Consider the following 17,433-nt stretch of genomic DNA (forward strand, 5'->3'; position numbering starts at 1 on the left):
TTCACTTCTCCTCCTTTGATTTTAATATTGGAAAACCAAGTTTTTCACGCTCTTCATAAAACGTTTTGGCAATTTTTCTAGCAAGATTACGACATCTTCCTAAATAACCGGTTCTTTCCGTAACAGAAATGGCACCTTTCGCATCTAAAAGATTGAATGCATGTGAACATTTCAGAACATAATCATATGCGGGGTGGACAAGTCCTTCCTCCATTTGTCGATGTGCTTCCTTTTCATAAATATTGAAAAGATTAAAGAGCATTTCGGTATCAGATGTCTCAAATGTATATTTAGAATGCTCAATTTCTGGCTGTAAGAAAATATCTCTGACTGTAAAACCGTCTGTCCATTCAAGATCAAAAACATTCTCTTTTTCTTGGATGTAAGATGCTAATCGTTCAATTCCATAGGTAATTTCTACGGAAACAGGCTTACACTCGATTCCTCCGACTTGTTGAAAATAAGTAAATTGTGTAATTTCCATCCCATCCAGCCATACTTCCCATCCAAGACCAGCACAGCCGAGTGAAGGATTCTCCCAATTATCCTCTACAAAACGGATATCATGCTCTAATGGGTTTATTCCTAAAGCCTGTAATGATTCTAAATACAATTCTTGAATATTATCTGGTGATGGCTTCATAATCACTTGAAATTGATGGTGCTGATAAAGACGGTTTGGATTCTCACCATATCTGCCATCAGCAGGGCGGCGTGACGGCTCGACATAAGCTACATTCCACGGCTCTGGACCAATCGCCCGTAAAAAGGTGTATGGGCTCATCGTACCTGCCCCCTTTTCAACATCGTAAGCTTGCATTAATATACAGCCTTGACTTGACCAATGCTTCTGCAAAGTTAAAATCATGTTTTGAATATTCATTTTTGCACCTTCCTTAATAAAGTTTCTTTCCTTTTGCAATAAGTGTTCATTCATGACAAAACAACAAAAAACCCCCGTCTCTATGCATGAAGCATAGGGACGAGAGTTTACCCGCGGTTCCACCCTATTTGCTGTAATATACAGCCACTTTATTGTCCAATTGCTCTGGAGCGCCTTCCTTATCCTTCCATACCTAGCTTTCACTACCCTAGGATCGCTTAAATAGAGTGGGAAAAGTACTCTTCTCCGTCACAGCAACGAATATAGTTAATAATATGAATAATAGATGAAACAAAAACGAATGTCAATAAAAGCAATCTAATTATTTTAGGGACAGGGGAACCGGTTCCTTTTCCCAGATCCTTTCAATCCGTTCTCCCAACCGGCTTAACAGCTCATTTGTTATTGTTCCAGCATTTTCAGCAACCTGTTCAGCAGTTATTTGTTCTGTACCATCCGTTCCGATTAACGTAACAATATCATCCTGCTTAACATCTCGGATATTTGTAATATCAATTAAAAGCTGATCCATGCAAATCTTTCCAATAATAGGTGCTCTTTGACCAGAAACAAGTACATAACTATTCCTGCTTGCTAAGCTTCTTGGAAATCCATCTGCATAACCTATTGATACCCCTGCAATTTTGGATTGACGAGTTGCGCGATATTGCCGACCATATCCAACAAATTCACCACGTTTAATTTCTTTTATAATCGATATTCTTGCTTTTAAAGAAAGAACTGGACGTAAATCAACGGAAAGCTTTGTTTTATCATTTGCAGCACTCAAAACCCCATACATTGCAATGCCAATTCTTGCAAAATCACAATGAAGCTCAGGAAAATTCAAAATCCCATAGCTGCTTTGCATATGAATTTTCGGGGAAATCCCCTCGCGATACTTAAGCTCTTTGACTATTTTATGAAATCGTTCTATTTGCAAGTAGGTAAATTTTCGCACATCGACATGTAATTGATCAGAGACACTTAAATGTGTATATATACCTTTAATTTCCAAGTTTTCACAAGAACATATTTGTTTAATTTTCGTCATGTTTTCGCATCTTTCCCCTAAACGATTCATACCAGTATCAATTTTAAGGTGCGTCATTATTTTCTGACCTAATTTGTTTAACTGCTTTGCATAATCGAAACTAACGATAGTCTGGGTTAATTGATATCGCTGCAATTCATAGGCTTCTTGTAAAGAGGTATAGCCTAATATTAAAATTTCACCTTTCACCCCATTTATGCGAAGTTCAATCCCTTCAGCCAATGTCGCGACTGCAAAATGAGTAATTCCTATTTTATTAAGCTCTTTTGCCATTTGAACACTACCATGTCCATATCCATTTGCTTTTACTACTGCCATAAACTCACATTTATGAGGTAATATTTTTTGTAATTCCTTTACATTGTGACGAAGATTAGCCAAATTCATTTCAGCCCATGCTCGGCCCTTCATAACCATTTTCCTTTCTTTTTTTATCCATTTGTTTTACGAGTATTGCTGAACAACCGTAAGATACTAAAGTGACTACGAAAAAATGAATCATACTATTTTCCACTAATAACGACTGAAGACTTGTGATTTTAGCAAAACCACGTACGAGAACAATAATAAAAGGATGAATGATATACACAATCATGGAAATGTTTCGTAAGTCTTTCCTTTCTTTGCCTTTCCATAAAAGCAATAGTTGGAAGACAAAAAACATGCATGGAATCAGCATTAAATACATGCTGTCATGACGTTGTAAAGAATATTTATGAAGCAGCAATCCTTCAATTAACAGAAGGGAAGCTGATACGACAAGCCCGAAAAAGCAATTCTTCAAATGTCCAGGTCTCGGTTGTTTAGCAATCAATGCCCCGAGTATAAGAAATATAGGGGCAAAAAATAGACCATTTCTTGTGTAATCGGAAATGCTAAATACTTCTTCATAAAAAAGCTTCAAAAATGGCATTTGTTCTGCTATTCCATAATAACTATCTCCGAAAAGTCCAACTAAATAAAGAAGACTTGCAATTAGAAAAACAGAGGTCACTGTAAATTTATTTAATAGTACATATAATCCAGCTACTCCAATTATGACAGCAGGTAAATACCAAAGATGATAAAAAGTTCCATCAAAAACAATATCCTTTAATAGGGTTGGCATAATAGGTTTATTGTCAAAATAACCTGCATAAAAGTTTATTGGGAGATAGAGAAGAATGGAGATTCCATACAATAAACAAGATTTTTTCATAAATTTATTTAATTTATTTCGGTCTGCTTCTTGATTGTTTAGATAATGAGACACTAAGAAAAAACCTGTTGTCATAAAGAAAAATGGAACTGCAACCCTGGCAACAATTCGGGTCAAAATGAAATCTCCTGTTTCGGTTAATGATAATAATGGTGATGTATGATTAGCAACGACAAGAATGGCTGCAATCATTTTAAAATAGTCAATTCCACCATATTCACTTTTTGGATTCATCCATCTATCCTCCAAATCGTGACAATAAACCCAGTAGCATTATCTCCAGAAACTTGATAACGATCATTACTTGAGATTTGTAAATAAATTGGAAAATCCGAAGATGCCTCGACATAAAATATTTCAAAAAATTGCTCATCTATTTTTAACTGAAGATGGCTTTTGTTATATGAGAAACCTTTTATATATTCTATGTATTCTTCTAAAGTGATTTCTTTCTGTTTTATTACATATGAATGAGGAAAGCCAACATAGCGAAAATGCCAAGGCTCATGGGCAATTCCAGTAATATCTGTCTTCCCACAAGGATAACGTTCGATAAATCCGTACATAGGTGCCTTTTCTCGAAATTTTTGACTTATCCCTGTATATGGGAATTCTGGTCGAATAAAATCAATATCCTCTTTGGCTATTCCAACATCGATCGCTAAACCTGTTTGATGTTCACTATGGTTTGGCAATGCAACATAATTGGATGTAAATTCTTCGCCATTTTCCGCCATAGAGTCATAGTAGATTTTTTGCTGCTCTGCGAAAGTCCGATAACCGCTAACAGGGACAATATTCTGAGCACTTTTAAGTGAAGCGATAAGTTTTGCATACATAACTGCTGCCTCATGATTTATTAAAATAGTGGGATAATCAGAACTAATAGAAACAAAGTCATTATCAATAAATTCATCCGAAACAGCATGCGTCTTATTAATCAGGATTAAATTTCCTTTATACAAATTGGCTTTCTCTAGAACTAAACTTTTCATTGTTCTACCCCTAGCCTTATTATCCTTTCTAAAATCTCTTCAAACGACATTCCGCCGCTTTTGAGCATATTAGGAAAGCGGCTATGTGCAGTAAAACCAGGGATTGTGTTCACTTCATTAAAATAAAGATCACCATCTGGTGTTAAAAATAGATCGACTCTTGCAAACCCTTTACAACCTAACACCCTATAAATCGTTTTTGCAATATGTTTAATTTTATTTGTTGTCTGTGAATCGACTCTTGCTGGTAAATGAATATTAGAATTCTGCAACGTATATTTTTCTTGATAGTCGAAAAAGCCACTTTCAAGTTCGATTTCATCTACTTCACCAATCATTAATTCATCATTGCCCAATATGGCGCAGCCAACTTCAAAACCAGAGATGTTTTCCTCAATAATGACTTTATTATCATATTCAAATGCGTTTACAGCAGCCTTGAATAGGTCATTTCTTTTATATACTTTTGTAATCCCAAAGGATGACCCTGCTCTTACAGGCTTCATAAACAGCGGTAAGGAAAATGATTTGATCTTTTCAAGAAGTTCACTCTCACTTATTTTGTCATTTATGACAATAGAACGCGGTACCTTTATTCCTGCCTGCTCTACCAATGTATGTGCCAGCCATTTATCCATACAAATGGCTGAGGAAAGCATGTCACAGCCAATAACCGGAATCCCAGCTAACTCCAATAGCCCCTGAATCGTACCGTCCTCACCATTTCGTCCATGAAGAATTGGAAATGCTGCATCAATTTCCGTTATTTGAAGATTATTTTTATGAAATTCAAGTAAACCATGAACATCTCTACTAGGAGAGATAATTGTTGGAATACAGCTTTCGTCTTCACTCCAAGTATTATTAGCGATCTTATCAAGGTCGCCATTATACTTAAGCCATTTCCCTTGTCTTGTAATCCCAATTAATATTGTTTCATAAAGATTATAGTTAACGTGTTTAATGACTGCGGAAGCGGACTTTAATGATACTTCATATTCTGTTGAACAGCCACCAAAGATAATCGCAATCTTCTTCTTTTCCATCCTTGTTCTCTCCTCCTTCTGACAACTTCTATACAATAGACGAAAACTAACTATCCTCCCCCTACATAAATAATTAATTCTTTAATCGGACAAGAAAGAGACACTCCTATTAAATGAAAAAACAACTCCTTTTCTCTCTTAATTAAAACAGAGAGTAAGGAGTTGTTTTTTAATTTTTCCTTATAAATACCTTAAGATTATCTTATGATTCATTAATGGGACAAGGGACCTGTCCCTCTATCCCATTTTTCCATTTGATTTAAAAACTTTTTCGTTTTTAAATTTAGTCCTGAATATTCATCATAATAAGTCGCAATGACTTTTTTTAGTTCTGCTTTTGTTTCTGGTTTTACAGAAATATTTCCAAGTCTTGAAAGATCTAAAAAGTAAAAGAGCCGTAAAAGCTTTACAGTTGCTGGAGTTATTTTAAGATGATATGGATCTTTTTCTAAACAACGATGACAGATTAATCCGCCTTCACGTATCGAAAACGAAAAATGTCCTTCCGTATTTTTACATATCGTACACTGATTTAACACTGGATAAAGCCCTAGTGAATTTAGCATTTTCATCTCAAAAATATTTACAATGATTTCTGCATCATAGCCTTCATTAATCAAATTTAATGTTTGATAAATTAGCTCAAACAAGAAGGGATTCGGCTTTCGATCCTCTGTGCTTTTATCCGTTAAATCAACGATGTAGCTTGCATAGGCAGTGAGAAAAATATCTTCTTTGATGGAACGCATAGAAGAAATAATCTCTCCCTGTTGAAGTCCGCCTAATCCCGTTGATTTTTGCACTAAAAAATAACCATATGTAAAAAGCTGGGTGACGGCAGCTAGCCGACTATTCGGCTTTTTTGCACCTCTTGCCATCACACCAACTTTTCCCCATTCGCGTGTATAAAGTGTCACGATCTTATTTGTTTCACCATAATTAGTTGTTCTAATGATGATGCCTTCACATTTTTCAAGCATCACTGCCACCATCCCTATATGGAGACAAACTTATGAGATGGGAAAGTCAATTTCTGCTAGTTCTGCGTCCTGATTTCCGGGTAAATCTTGAGTTTCCTTTTCTAGCTCCTTAAAAAGAAGATATGTGTCAATATTACCTGTCTGTGAAAAAACTCTCCAGGTAAAATCCATCATGGAAAACCCCACCTTTCCGATTTTCAACGCATTTTCTTACTCCCAAATCTTTATATTTATCATAGCCTGTCTTTTCAATTTCATAAGAGAAAAATATTGTTAGTTAATATCATACATAATTTTCATTTTTCACTAATAACATAGTTAGGGCGGGAAATTTTGTCAAGCTCAGATTCAACGATTATTCACATTAACAAACCTTTTATTAATATTCATCTTCCTTAAATCCGAAGTCACGAAGGTTTGACATTTTATTGCGCCAATCCTTTTGAACTTTAACCCATAATTCAAGAAAAACTTTTGAGCCGAGAAGATTTTCAATATCTACACGAGCACGTACACCTATTTCTTTAAGCATCTTCCCTTGTTTTCCGATGACAATTCCTTTTTGCGAATCACGCTCAACAATAATTGTTGCCATAACATGAACAATCTCTTTGTCTTCTTTTCGCTCCATTTTGTCAATTAATACAGCAAGAGAATGCGGTATTTCTTCTCGTGTCAAATGTAGTGCTTTTTCACGGATGAGCTCTGAAACGATAAAACGTTCCGGATGATCGGTTACTTGATCAGCTGGATAGTATTGCGGACCTTCAGGTATATAGTTTTTAATCTGATCTAATAATTTTTCAACATTATTTCCTTCAAGTGCTGAAATCGGTACAATTTCTCTGAAATCATATTTTTCTTTATAAGATTCAATTATTGTTAATAATTCATCAGGGTGAATTTGATCAATTTTATTAATAACAAGGAATATTGGAGTATTCACAGCTTGAAACTTTTCAAGAATAAACTCCTCTCCACGTCCAAAACCTTCCTGTGCATTGACCATAAATAAAATCAAATCAACTTCTTTAAGCGTATTTTGGGCCACCTTCATCATAAAATCGCCAAGCTTATGCTTTGGTTTATGAATACCAGGAGTATCGATAAATATATATTGAGCATCATTCGTCGTCAATACACCTTGAACTTTATTCCTCGTAGTTTGAGGCTTATCACTCATAATAGCAATCTTTTGTCCAATTACTCGATTCAAAAATGTTGATTTTCCAACATTTGGTCTGCCAATAATTGAAATAAATCCTGATTTATATCCTTGATGACTTGTATTATTCATGTAAATCCTCCGGTGAAAAAGCACCAGGCAATAGCTCTTCTACTGTAAGCTCCTGAATATCTCCGTGTAAATTTGTTAAGTATATTTTCATATCTTTTGGAGCTAGCTCTGAAATCACTTGGCGGCATGCTCCACAAGGTGGAACCGGGCGTTTTGTGTCAGCAACTACAGCCATTGTTGTGAAGTTCTTAACCCCTTCAGAATATGCTTTAAATAGTGCCGTCCTTTCTGCACAATTACACATGCTATAGGCAGCATTTTCAATATTGCAGCCGTGAAATATTTTGCCGTCTGCTGTCAAAAGCGCAGCTCCTACTTTAAATTTTGAATATGGTACATATGCTTTCTCTCTAGCTATTTTCGCTTCTTCAATTAATTTTGCTACATCCACTTGTCTGTCTTCCTTTCCTCTATGAAGAGTGTTACTGATATTATTTTACATCATTTTGTTAACGATTTCATTGTTTGTTATAAAAAAGTAATAAAAGATTTTAAATTTTCTAAAAACAAATATTCATTTTCTTTTTAGTTCTGTTATTTTATCTAATTTAAGAAGATTTTTCAAACTTAACCATAATATCTTTAACATTTTATCAAAAAAAGACTGCCCTCTTCGAGGAGGACAGTTCAATTAAATGAGATTAACAATAATTTTGGTAAAAAAATAATGATCCCGATTATTACACATATGATGGCGTAAATAAGAACAGCTCCAGCTGCCATATCTTTTGCATTTTTGGCAAGCGGGTGATATTCTGCTGTAACGAGATCAACGATTCGTTCTATCGCTGAATTTAGCATTTCAAGAGCTAACATGCCCCCTATGGCAAAAAGAACGAATAACCATTCAACTTTTGACAAGCCTAGCCATAAACCGATAATCATGACGAGAACGGAAATGATTAAATGAATACGTAAATTTCTTTCAGCCATTATTGCAGCTTTTATACCCGCAAATGCGTAACCAAATGACTTTCTTAATCGCGACCTCTTATCGTTGGAGTCCGAACGCATCTAAAATATCCTTTTGTCTTGAAAACATTTCTTTTTCGTCCTCCGGAGTCATATGATCATAACCGAGAAGGTGAAGGAAGCCATGTACGGCTAGAAATCCTAATTCCCTCATAAAAGAGTGACCATATTCTTCAGCCTGCTCCTTCGCTTTTTCGACCGAAATAATAATATCTCCTAAAACACGCGGCATTTCAACACCTACGATCGCCATTTCTCCTTCTCCCATTTCCTCCATCGCAAATGAAATAACGTCTGTAGCACTATCTTTATTGCGGTATTCCTTATTAATCTCCCTAATTTTATGATTATCAACAAATGTTAGCGAAATCTCAGTTCCTTCATCAATTTCCTCCATTTTTGCTGCGAAATTTAAAAGCTTAGCGATATACGCTGTGTCTTTTTCAGACAGTTCACTTGTTTCATCCAATAAATCAATTTCTAAGTTCATGCATGTTTCACCTTCTGTTTCGTCATCTCTGGATATTCAATACGTGAATGGAAGATCCCATTTAATGTTTCACATAAAGAACTCGCAACTATTTCCAATTCCTTCAAAGTTAAATCACATTCATTGAGCTGTTCATCTTGAAGCCTGTCTGCAATAATGCTCCGTACTAAGCTTTCAATTTGCTCAGGTGTTGGATGATTCATCGATCTGACAGCAGCCTCTACACTATCTGCTATGCCGATAACGGCTGCCTCTTTTGTCTGTGCTTTCGGTCCAGGATAGCGATAGTCTGCTTCCTTCACATCCATATCATTTTGCTTTGCTTTATGATAGAAAAATTTTAATAATGTCGTACCATGATGCTGTTCCGCAATATCGACAATTTCTTTTGGCATTTTATGCTTTCTTAACATTTCAGCCCCATCAGTTGCATGGGCAATAATAATGTTTTTGCTCGTTTGTGGTGGAAGCTTATCATGCGGATTTTCGATATTCATTTGATTTTCGATAAAAAACTGTGGACGTTTCGTTTTCCCGATATCATGATAATAGCACCCCACTCTTGCCAATAATCCATCTGCTCCAATTGCTTCACAAGCATATTCAGATAAATTTGCTACCATGACACTATGGTGATAGGTTCCTGGTGCCTCTGTTAGGATTTTACGCAGTAATGGATGATTAGGGCTTGAAAGCTCGATAAGCCTCATCGTGGAAAGAATGCCAAAGCCTGCTTCGAAAAATGGCAGCATGCCAATAGCTAGCACTGCTGAAACAATTCCAGAAATAAAACCACTCACAAAATAAAATCCATATTCAAGTCCATCATATTGCCCATTTCTTATGAAGAGCAAGGAGAAAATCACAATTATATTTACACCTGCAACATATGTTCCGGCTTGAAATATTTTTGTTCGTAAATTTTGCTTTGTTAAAAACAAAACACCTGCTAAGCCACTGCATATAATATAAATTCCTGCAGAAACATGAAAGGTCCCTGCAATCCCTTCATTAAAAATAATGCTTCCGCAAATCGCCATGATAATTGTAAATAATACGGCCATTCTCTCATCTATTAATATCTTTATTAGCATTGCTCCCATTGCAGCAGGGAAAATAAAACTTATTTCCGAGTATTTAAACTGATGTAAAAAGCTTGTTCCCTTCATTATTAAAATCGACAAACTAAAGATAATGCTGAAAATAAGTAAATAATTATGTTTAACTTCGGGTTTTGCCTTTAATTCATAAAAATAATAGTACATTGCCGCTAGAACAACGAGTATTAATAATACCAATCCAGCAAATGGCTGCATGGAATTTTTACTATCAAGCAAGCCGATTAATTCTAACTGTCTGTATATGTCTCTGCTAATCAACTGCTGTTCTTCAACAATAATTTGACCTTGAAGAATTCTAACGGGTTCAACACTCTCTACAGCTTGCTGGCGTCGTTCATCTGTAGCAACTGGATCATAAAATTCATTTTGATAAATTGCATATCTGCCCAGTTCAATAGCTGATTGCCTTAAACCTGCATTTAAGCTGGCAAACTTTAATTCTTCCTCCACCCTCTTCTTAGCATTTTCAACTTGATCTGCTGGAATTCTTCTGCTCATTACATTGTTTATCGCCGTGACAGTCAGATCTTTTGCAATGGAACGTTCATTCTTAGGAGCTTGGACTAATGCTGTTAATGTTTGATCAGATATTTCTTGAATGACACTTTCCGTAAGTTTGCTCTTCATTAAGAGCAGTTTTTCCGCTGGTGTTGGTTCTGTTGATATAACCATCTCGTTTCCAACTTCATCTGCTTTTATGGCAGCTTTTTTCTTTTCTTCCATTTCTGCCTTAATTTCAGCATTTACTTCAGTGGCAGAATCGAAAATAGACGTAATAAGATCCACTCGATTTTGTGCGATTTCCCTTTTGACTACATATACATCTTGAACTTGGTCTTCCGCTTCTTTTTTCTTCTTTTCCGTACTCGCTTTATCTTCAACAGTGATTGGTGATCGAATCGTCTGTTCAGCAATTGAAAATAACTTTAAATCTAATTTCTCTGGTTTTACATTGCTAAACATTGCCGAATACATGACGACACCAAGAAGCACGAATAATAAAACTTTAAAAAAAGTTACCTCAAGTAATCCTTTGATCTTTGTTAGATAATGATGAATTTTTTCCATTTTCATCCTCCTACCTTGGCGAATAACAAGATAAAGTAAACCTAAAACAATGAAATATGAATAAACGCACAGTATAGGCAACCTGCGATAAGCTTTATCTTAGATATGTAAAATCATAACAGTTTTTTTGATAAGTTGCACCTTTATTAAAAATACCTTGTTAACTCAAAAAAAAAACCGTACGGGATATACCGACGGTTCATGTGTCCTATTACATTTTTCATTGTTTCTATTCAAGACGAGCGTATGCTTGGATTATTTTTGCTACGAGCGGATGTCTGACAATGTCACTTTCCTCAAGGTGAATAAATGTAATACCTTTAACCCCTGCTAATATTTCTTCTGCGACAATCAGGCCAGATTTAGCTCCCTTGGGAAGATCTACTTGCGTTTTATCACCAGTGATTACCATCTTTGAATTGAAACCTAATCGTGTAAGAAACATTTTCATTTGAGCATGAGTTGTATTTTGGGCTTCATCCAAAATCACAAATGCATCATCAAGTGTTCTCCCTCTCATGTAAGCTAATGGGGCAATTTCAATTGTTCCTCTTTCAATTAATCTTTGTGTATGCTCTGCTCCCAAAATATCATGTAACGCATCGTACAATGGTCTTAAATAAGGATCAACCTTTTCCTTCAGATCTCCTGGTAAAAAACCAAGGCTTTCTCCAGCTTCGACTGCCGGTCGAGTTAATATAATTCTTTTTACCTTCCCGGTTTTGAGAGCGGTAATGGCCATAACAACGGCAAGATATGTTTTTCCAGTGCCTGCTGGACCAATTCCAAAAACGAGATCATTATTTCTGATTGCTCGAATATATTGGCTTTGTCCAATTGTCTTAACTCGAATTGCTTTGCCAACTGCATTTCTTGTTATTTCTTCATTATATAGGTCGCCAAAATATTCCAACATCCCTTTTTTAGCCAATTCCAGTGCATACATGACATCTCTTTGACTAATTGGCGTACCTTTTCTAATAATTTTCAGTAATTCCATTAAAACATGACTAACCATTTCAACATTTTCCATTTCCCCAGAAACAAAAACAGATTCACCACGGGTAATAATGGAAACATTCAATTCTTGTTCGATCGCTTTTATATGTGCATCCCCATTCCCTAATAATGCGAATGCTTCATTTTGATTCTCAAGTTGTAAGTTCACTGTTTTTAACTCTTCTGTCATTCTGTATCTCCTTGAATAATTGGTTGTCCAACTGCAATATTTTCGATAATTTGGAAATGTATTGATAATTTTACTTTACCATTGTCCACCGACTTGTGTAAAATCTTTTCGCCTTTTATCTTATCATTTTCAGATAAACGGCTTTTTATATCATTGCGCGCCATTATTTTTGCCATTTCCAATGCTTCTGACTGAGAGTAAACCCTCGTTACTTGCTCTTTTTCCCGAATCGTCTGATTTACGAAGCTTATCGGAAGCTTCCATTTTAATAAATAAATTTGCTTTTCATCTTCTTCGGTTTCATATTCTTTATATTCATTTTTTCCAAAACCCCAAATCTGAATTGGGAAGTTTCCAAACTTTAAATAATATTTTCTTTTCTCATTTCCATTAAATACTTGAAATGTCGTTTTTAAAGGCTGTGTAACATCTGTTTTATACCATGTCTCACCATAAACGACTCCTCTAGCTGGAACAGTTCTCGTTCGTTCTCCCTCGCCAATAAAACCTGATACAAGCAATTGTCCAGGTTTTACGTGATCATTAACATTGACCGCTGGTTTGCCTTCTTCAACGAAAATATCGACGATAATCGCCTTTTTCTTCGCAACTAAATGTCGCGGACTGAAATATTCAGGTTGTTCTGGCTCCGTTTTTTCCACAACTTGAAGATGGTAGGTTGTCCCTTTTAATTCAACACCAACCCATGTAATGACATTAATATTATCAGTTAGCTTTCTTTGTATGGCTTCTGGATTATCAAGAAAAAATTGCAGCTTTCCTTTTTTCACCCCTATTTCATGTAATTCTTTGCGAATTTTATATTCTGTTGCAGGATCAGCACCTTTTATCTCAATACCCCAAACCATATTTGATAAAAATAAAATGACGATAAAAAAAACAATTGCCCCCATAACAAAACCACTATTTTTCAATAGTCTTTTCACTAGAAATGGGAAGCCTGTCCGTTTTAAAAACTCAATTTTGCATTCGCTTTTCCGAACAATTGCCCTTAATTTTTTAATATCGCCAAGCTTCATTTTAAATGTTACTGCATCTATTCCATGTTGCTTAACTTGCCAAATGTGGATTTTGTTTCTTGTTAGCTGATTAATAAAACGTTCAATTCCTTTTCCCTTCGTTTTTACTGTAACAAATCCACCAAAAAATTCTATCCATTGATTTTTCATTATTCTTCCCCCTGATTCACTCTCCAATATATGTGACCTGTTCAATTTTCCCCTCGAGCAATATTTCTTCCGGCAAAATGGTTTTTATAACGAAAGCTTTGCCTTTAATTAATAGTTGGCCTTGTTTAAGTAGCAGTCTTAATTCTTTATCCGAAAAAGCAAGTAACCCCCGGTGGTTTTCAATATATATATGAATTTGTCCGATCATCGTAATGCGAGGTAAGTCCATCGTGACATCATGAGGAAGTTCTAGATTATGTGTCATCCATTTTCGGATGAATTGCCCCAACTTTTTAGCCATAAAAAAAGAACCCCCTTTTATCTCATATGTATGAGATAAAAGGGGGTTCTAGCACTTAATTTTAGATGGGTTATCACCTAATTATTTACGCCGTAATGATCGATGCGGATTGAGCGCACGAGGCGGACCCATAATTTCTGCCCAAACGACACCATTAATCACTTTTTGTTTTTCGGCAGTAAGACTAAGCTGTGGAGCGGGCATTTGCTTTTCTTGCGAAGTAATCGATTCAGTCGTGACTGATTTCACTGGAGCAACGTAAAGTTGTTCAGCCTCTCGTTCCATAGGATGAGGCTCTTCCTTCGCTTGTTTTAAAGTAGCTTCAGCAAATTTTCTCTTCTCAGCATATTCCCTTTCATACCTTTCAGCCATTTCAGTCGCCATTTGCTCAAGCCGCTTTACAGGTGACATCGTTTTTCGATCATCCACCGGTCTCCGCTGCCCCTGCTCGTTTGAAATCGAACGAGCTTGTGATGGCTTAGTTTGGGAATTTGGATTTTTTTGATTTTGATTGTTCACTTTTGACTTGTTGAAAAGTGATAGAATTGCCCCAATAATTATCACAATAATAAATGGATTATCCAACAAAGCATCCACGAGAGAGAATCACTCCCTTCTTATAAACTGCATATTAATCAGAGATGTTTATGAATAACGATTATTTTGGACCGTCTTTATGATCATCATTGATTTTGCCGATTGAATCTCTCATATCTGTATCAGCCGAGATATTTTTGATGTTCATATAATCCATTACACCAATATTCCCAGAGCGCAGAGCTTCTGCCATAGCAAGTGGAACTTGAGCCTCAGCTTCAACAACCTTCGCTTTCATTTCTTCAACTTTTGCTTTCATTTCCTGCTCTGAAGCAACGGCCATTGCACGGCGTTCCTCAGCTTTTGCTTGGGCAATCTTTTTATCTGCTTCAGCTTGTTCTGTTTGTAAATGTGCTCCAATGTTTTTACCGATATCAACGTCAGCAATATCAATCGATAGAATTTCAAAAGCTGTACCTGAATCTAATCCTTTATCAAGAACTGTTCGTGAAATCATATCAGGGTTTTCAAGGACCTTTTTATGATTTTCAGATGAACCAATTGTCGAAACAATCCCCTCACCAACACGAGCTACGACTGTTTCTTCACCCGCACCACCGACGAGGCGATCAATGTTCGCTCTTACGGTAATTCTTGCTTTCGCCTTTACTTCAATTCCATCCATTGCAACCCCTGCAATGAAAGGCGTTTCGATAACATTTGGATTAACACTCATTTGAACTGCTTCTAGAACATCACGCCCAGCCAAATCAATCGCTGCACTTCGCTCAAATTTCAATTCAATATTTGCACGGTGGGCAGCAATTAAAGCATTTACGACTCTGTCAACATTTCCCCCAGCTAAATAATGACTTTCAAGCTGGTTCGTTGTTACATCTAATCCTGCTTTATGTGCTTTAATTAATGGGTTAATGACACGACTAGGAATTACACGGCGCAATCTCATCCCAATTAATGTGAAAATACTAACCTTTACACCTGCTGCCAATGCTGAAATCCACAGCATAATTGGAACGAACGTAAATAGAATTCCTAAGAGAATGACAGCAGCAACAACTGCAATAAGAACAAAAATGGTTCCTGCATCTAACATATTATTTCCTCCTCGTATAACTGATTATTTATCTAATTTTGAGACCTCTCTTACGACAATTCGAGAACCTTCAGCTTTTACAACGCGCACTCTTGCGTCTTTTAAAATAAATTCTCCTTCACTAACAACATCAATCCGCTCATCCTCAATAACAACAGTTCCAGATGGGCGTAAAGCTGTCAAAGCATACCCTTCCAAACCGATAAGCTCTAGTCTACTTTTATTAGACACATAGCCGTCCTCTGTCTTCGTTGAATCTGTTAAGATCATCTTCTTAAATATGCTCATTTTTTTACCAAACACCTTTATCAATATTATAGATACTAAAATTGAAATCCCAATTGCAATTAATAAAGATATCCCCATATGAACGACATTATCAGTTGCTAAAAAGAGACTGCCTACTACCGCTCCCAAGCCGAGTATACCTGCAATTCCGCCTGGGACAAAAAACTCTGCGATAATTAAGCCAACTCCTATTATGAAGAGAATAATTGTCTCGTAGCCTGCTAAACCAGCAACTAAATGTCCGTAAAAGAATAGAAGCAGAGCAGATATGCCCATAAATCCAGGGAGGCCAAAGCCCGGTGAGTATAATTCTAACACAAGACCTAAACTACCAATTGAAAGAAGAATAGGAATAATGACAGGATTTGTGATAAATCTGGCAACCTTTTCAGCGAAGCTTTCTTCAAAAGTTTTAACTTCTGCATTCGGTAAACCAAGTTGACTTAATAATTCTTTAAGGTTTTTTACTGTACCCTCTGAATAGCCAACTTCATTTGCCTTTTCGGCTCCTAATGTTAATAGCTTCCCTTTCGGTGCACCATGATTAGGTAAATTTACAGACTCATCTGCCATCGCACGAGCATAGATCGGATCTCGATTCTCCTTTTGTTTTGCAGCTTCATCCATTGCCGCAATCCAAAATGACTCTGCTTTTTTTCCAGCTGTATTTCCTTGCTGGTCAATAATTGCTGCAGCACCGATTGTGGAGCCTGGTACCATATAAATTTTGTCGGCATTCAAAGAAATATAGGCACCTGCTGATAAAGCTTGCTTGTTAATAAATGCAACCGTTTCCACATTCGTTGAAGAAATTAGCTTTCCAATTTTGACTGCAGCATCAACAGCTCCTCCTGGTGTATCTATCTCAAATATAATGGCTGCTGCATCAGCTTCTTCCGCAGTTTGAACAGCCCTACTTAGAAATGCGTACATCCCTTTTTCGACGGTTTCTTCAATTGGAACGACATAGACAATTTCGTTGTCTGCATTTCCTTTAAAAGGCGATACCATTAATATGAACGCAAGCAGAAAAGAAAAAATTATTAAACTTCTTCTTAATTTCAATCTTCTCCCTCCCTTCAATCCTTCCACCTTAATCCTAATACGTTTTCATATAAAAAAAGGTTTCAAATATTAATGACCAATTTTTTCTCTTAACACTATAATAGCTTTTTTAAACCAAGTTTAACAAGCATTTTAACCATGTTAAAAAAGACCGAAAGCATATGCTTACGGTCTTTTATAAAGAATATACGTTTTTAGGAAAGGTGTTGTTGTACAAGTTTATTTACTAGAGCCCCATCTGCTTTTCCTTTAACCTTCGGCATAATGGCGGCCATTACTTTACCCATCTCAGCTTTTGATGTTGCACCAGTTTCAGCAATTGTTTCTTGAATAATTTTTGAAACTTCATCTTCAGAAAGCTGTTTAGGCATATATAATTCGACGAATTGAAGTTCCGTACGAATTTTTTCAACAAGATCTTCACGACCTGCTTTTTCAAATTCATGGAGGGAATCCTTGCGTTGTTTCAATTCGCGAGAGAGAATCGTTAGCTCCTGGTCTTCGGAAAGTTCTGAACCAAGCTTAATAGCTTCGTTTTGCATGGAAGCTTTAATCATCCGAATAACCGTGAGTTTATCCTTTTCTTTATTCCTCATCGCTTGTTTCATATCATCATTTAAACGATCGAGAAGACTCATGAAATCC

The 17,433-nt window shown here is 36.2% G+C and carries 17 protein-coding genes, 1 pseudogene and 1 other annotated feature; all 18 genes and pseudogenes read right to left on the bottom strand.

The window, feature by feature from the left end; genetic code table 11:
- Window position 1: 1 nt before the first annotated feature.
- The 18 genes and pseudogenes from glyQ to KDN24_RS17565 all read right to left on the bottom strand — a co-directional run bounded on the left by glyQ (window position 2) and on the right by KDN24_RS17565 (window position 17,426).
- Window positions 2-883, bottom strand: a complete 882-nt coding sequence (glyQ, locus tag KDN24_RS17480; protein WP_409972281.1) for a glycine--tRNA ligase subunit alpha — start codon at window positions 881-883, stop codon at window positions 2-4.
- 92 nt (window positions 884-975) lie between these two features.
- Window positions 976-1,145 (bottom strand) — a binding site (T-box leader).
- Between the two features lie 60 nt (window positions 1,146-1,205).
- Window positions 1,206-3,369: pseudogene (gene vanT / locus KDN24_RS17485) on the bottom strand (serine racemase VanT catalytic subunit).
- Window positions 3,366-4,130, bottom strand: coding sequence for a M15 family metallopeptidase (locus tag KDN24_RS17490; RefSeq protein ID WP_409972280.1), 765 nt, complete (start codon window positions 4,128-4,130; stop codon window positions 3,366-3,368). Before KDN24_RS17490 ends, vanT begins: the two are co-directional and overlap by 4 nt.
- A complete protein-coding gene (gene vanG / locus KDN24_RS17495) occupies window positions 4,127-5,176 on the bottom strand; it encodes a D-alanine--D-serine ligase VanG (RefSeq protein ID WP_409972279.1) in 1,050 nt (349 codons plus the stop codon). The genes KDN24_RS17490 and vanG overlap by 4 nt, the downstream gene beginning before the upstream one ends.
- Before the next feature lie 212 nt (window positions 5,177-5,388).
- Complete coding sequence (gene recO, locus KDN24_RS17500) at window positions 5,389-6,156, bottom strand: DNA repair protein RecO (protein WP_409972481.1); 768 nt, start codon at window positions 6,154-6,156, stop codon at window positions 5,389-5,391.
- 30 nt (window positions 6,157-6,186) lie between these two features.
- Window positions 6,187-6,330, bottom strand: coding sequence for a YqzL family protein (locus KDN24_RS17505; protein ID WP_409972278.1), 144 nt, complete (start codon window positions 6,328-6,330; stop codon window positions 6,187-6,189).
- Window positions 6,331-6,535: 205 nt separating this feature from the next.
- The gene (era, locus tag KDN24_RS17510) at window positions 6,536-7,453 is read right to left on the bottom strand and encodes a GTPase Era (RefSeq protein ID WP_409972277.1); all 918 of its coding nucleotides are present in this window, start codon (window positions 7,451-7,453) and stop codon (window positions 6,536-6,538) included.
- Window positions 7,446-7,844: a cytidine deaminase gene (locus KDN24_RS17515; RefSeq protein ID WP_491348098.1), complete on the bottom strand. Its 399-nt coding sequence runs from the start codon at window positions 7,842-7,844 to the stop codon at window positions 7,446-7,448. Before KDN24_RS17515 ends, era begins: the two co-directional genes overlap by 8 nt.
- 236 nt (window positions 7,845-8,080) lie before the next feature.
- The gene (locus KDN24_RS17520; protein WP_409972275.1) at window positions 8,081-8,467 is read right to left on the bottom strand and encodes a diacylglycerol kinase family protein; all 387 of its coding nucleotides are present in this window, start codon (window positions 8,465-8,467) and stop codon (window positions 8,081-8,083) included.
- The gene (gene ybeY / locus KDN24_RS17525; protein ID WP_409972274.1) at window positions 8,445-8,915 is read right to left on the bottom strand and encodes an rRNA maturation RNase YbeY; all 471 of its coding nucleotides are present in this window, start codon (window positions 8,913-8,915) and stop codon (window positions 8,445-8,447) included. The genes KDN24_RS17520 and ybeY overlap by 23 nt, the downstream gene beginning before the upstream one ends.
- The gene (locus KDN24_RS17530) at window positions 8,912-11,104 is read right to left on the bottom strand and encodes an HD family phosphohydrolase (protein WP_409972273.1); all 2,193 of its coding nucleotides are present in this window, start codon (window positions 11,102-11,104) and stop codon (window positions 8,912-8,914) included. The genes ybeY and KDN24_RS17530 overlap by 4 nt, the downstream gene beginning before the upstream one ends.
- 229 nt (window positions 11,105-11,333) lie before the next feature.
- A complete protein-coding gene (locus KDN24_RS17535; RefSeq protein WP_409972272.1) occupies window positions 11,334-12,293 on the bottom strand; it encodes a PhoH family protein in 960 nt (319 codons plus the stop codon).
- Complete coding sequence (gene yqfD / locus KDN24_RS17540; protein ID WP_409972271.1) at window positions 12,290-13,483, bottom strand: sporulation protein YqfD; 1,194 nt, start codon at window positions 13,481-13,483, stop codon at window positions 12,290-12,292. The genes KDN24_RS17535 and yqfD overlap by 4 nt, the downstream gene beginning before the upstream one ends.
- Before the next feature lie 16 nt (window positions 13,484-13,499).
- The gene (yqfC, locus tag KDN24_RS17545) at window positions 13,500-13,784 is read right to left on the bottom strand and encodes a sporulation protein YqfC (RefSeq protein WP_409972270.1); all 285 of its coding nucleotides are present in this window, start codon (window positions 13,782-13,784) and stop codon (window positions 13,500-13,502) included.
- A gap of 81 nt (window positions 13,785-13,865) precedes the next feature.
- Entirely contained in the window at window positions 13,866-14,381 is a 516-nt protein-coding gene (locus tag KDN24_RS17550; RefSeq protein ID WP_409972269.1) for a YqfB family membrane protein, read from the bottom strand.
- A gap of 61 nt (window positions 14,382-14,442) precedes the next feature.
- Window positions 14,443-15,435: a flotillin-like protein FloA gene (gene floA, locus KDN24_RS17555; RefSeq protein WP_409972268.1), complete on the bottom strand. Its 993-nt coding sequence runs from the start codon at window positions 15,433-15,435 to the stop codon at window positions 14,443-14,445.
- Between the two features lie 24 nt (window positions 15,436-15,459).
- Window positions 15,460-16,788: an NfeD family protein gene (locus KDN24_RS17560; RefSeq protein WP_525931249.1), complete on the bottom strand. Its 1,329-nt coding sequence runs from the start codon at window positions 16,786-16,788 to the stop codon at window positions 15,460-15,462.
- A gap of 194 nt (window positions 16,789-16,982) precedes the next feature.
- Window positions 16,983-17,426 (bottom strand): GatB/YqeY domain-containing protein, encoded by a 444-nt coding sequence (locus KDN24_RS17565; protein ID WP_409972267.1) that lies wholly within the window; start codon window positions 17,424-17,426, stop codon window positions 16,983-16,985.
- Between the last annotated feature and the right edge of the window lie 7 nt (window positions 17,427-17,433).

Origin of the sequence: Cytobacillus sp. Bva_UNVM-123, assembly GCF_046351715.2 — a bacterium.
Lineage (GTDB): Bacteria > Bacillota > Bacilli > Bacillales > Cytobacillaceae > Cytobacillus.

Coding starts and splice junctions, on each gene's coding strand:
- glyQ (WP_409972281.1), bottom strand. CDS start 883: ATGAATATTCAAAACATGATTTTAACTTTGCAGAAGCATTGGTCAAGT.
- KDN24_RS17490 (WP_409972280.1), bottom strand. CDS start 4,130: ATGAAAAGTTTAGTTCTAGAGAAAGCCAATTTGTATAAAGGAAATTTA.
- vanG (WP_409972279.1), bottom strand. CDS start 5,176: ATGGAAAAGAAGAAGATTGCGATTATCTTTGGTGGCTGTTCAACAGAA.
- recO (WP_409972481.1), bottom strand. CDS start 6,156: ATGCTTGAAAAATGTGAAGGCATCATCATTAGAACAACTAATTATGGT.
- KDN24_RS17505 (WP_409972278.1), bottom strand. CDS start 6,330: ATGATGGATTTTACCTGGAGAGTTTTTTCACAGACAGGTAATATTGAC.
- era (WP_409972277.1), bottom strand. CDS start 7,453: ATGAATAATACAAGTCATCAAGGATATAAATCAGGATTTATTTCAATT.
- KDN24_RS17520 (WP_409972275.1), bottom strand. CDS start 8,467: ATGCGTTCGGACTCCAACGATAAGAGGTCGCGATTAAGAAAGTCATTT.
- ybeY (WP_409972274.1), bottom strand. CDS start 8,915: ATGAACTTAGAAATTGATTTATTGGATGAAACAAGTGAACTGTCTGAA.
- KDN24_RS17530 (WP_409972273.1), bottom strand. CDS start 11,104: ATGGAAAAAATTCATCATTATCTAACAAAGATCAAAGGATTACTTGAG.
- KDN24_RS17535 (WP_409972272.1), bottom strand. CDS start 12,293: ATGACAGAAGAGTTAAAAACAGTGAACTTACAACTTGAGAATCAAAAT.
- yqfD (WP_409972271.1), bottom strand. CDS start 13,483: ATGAAAAATCAATGGATAGAATTTTTTGGTGGATTTGTTACAGTAAAA.
- yqfC (WP_409972270.1), bottom strand. CDS start 13,784: ATGGCTAAAAAGTTGGGGCAATTCATCCGAAAATGGATGACACATAAT.
- floA (WP_409972268.1), bottom strand. CDS start 15,435: ATGTTAGATGCAGGAACCATTTTTGTTCTTATTGCAGTTGTTGCTGCT.
- KDN24_RS17565 (WP_409972267.1), bottom strand. CDS start 17,426: ATGAGTCTTCTCGATCGTTTAAATGATGATATGAAACAAGCGATGAGG.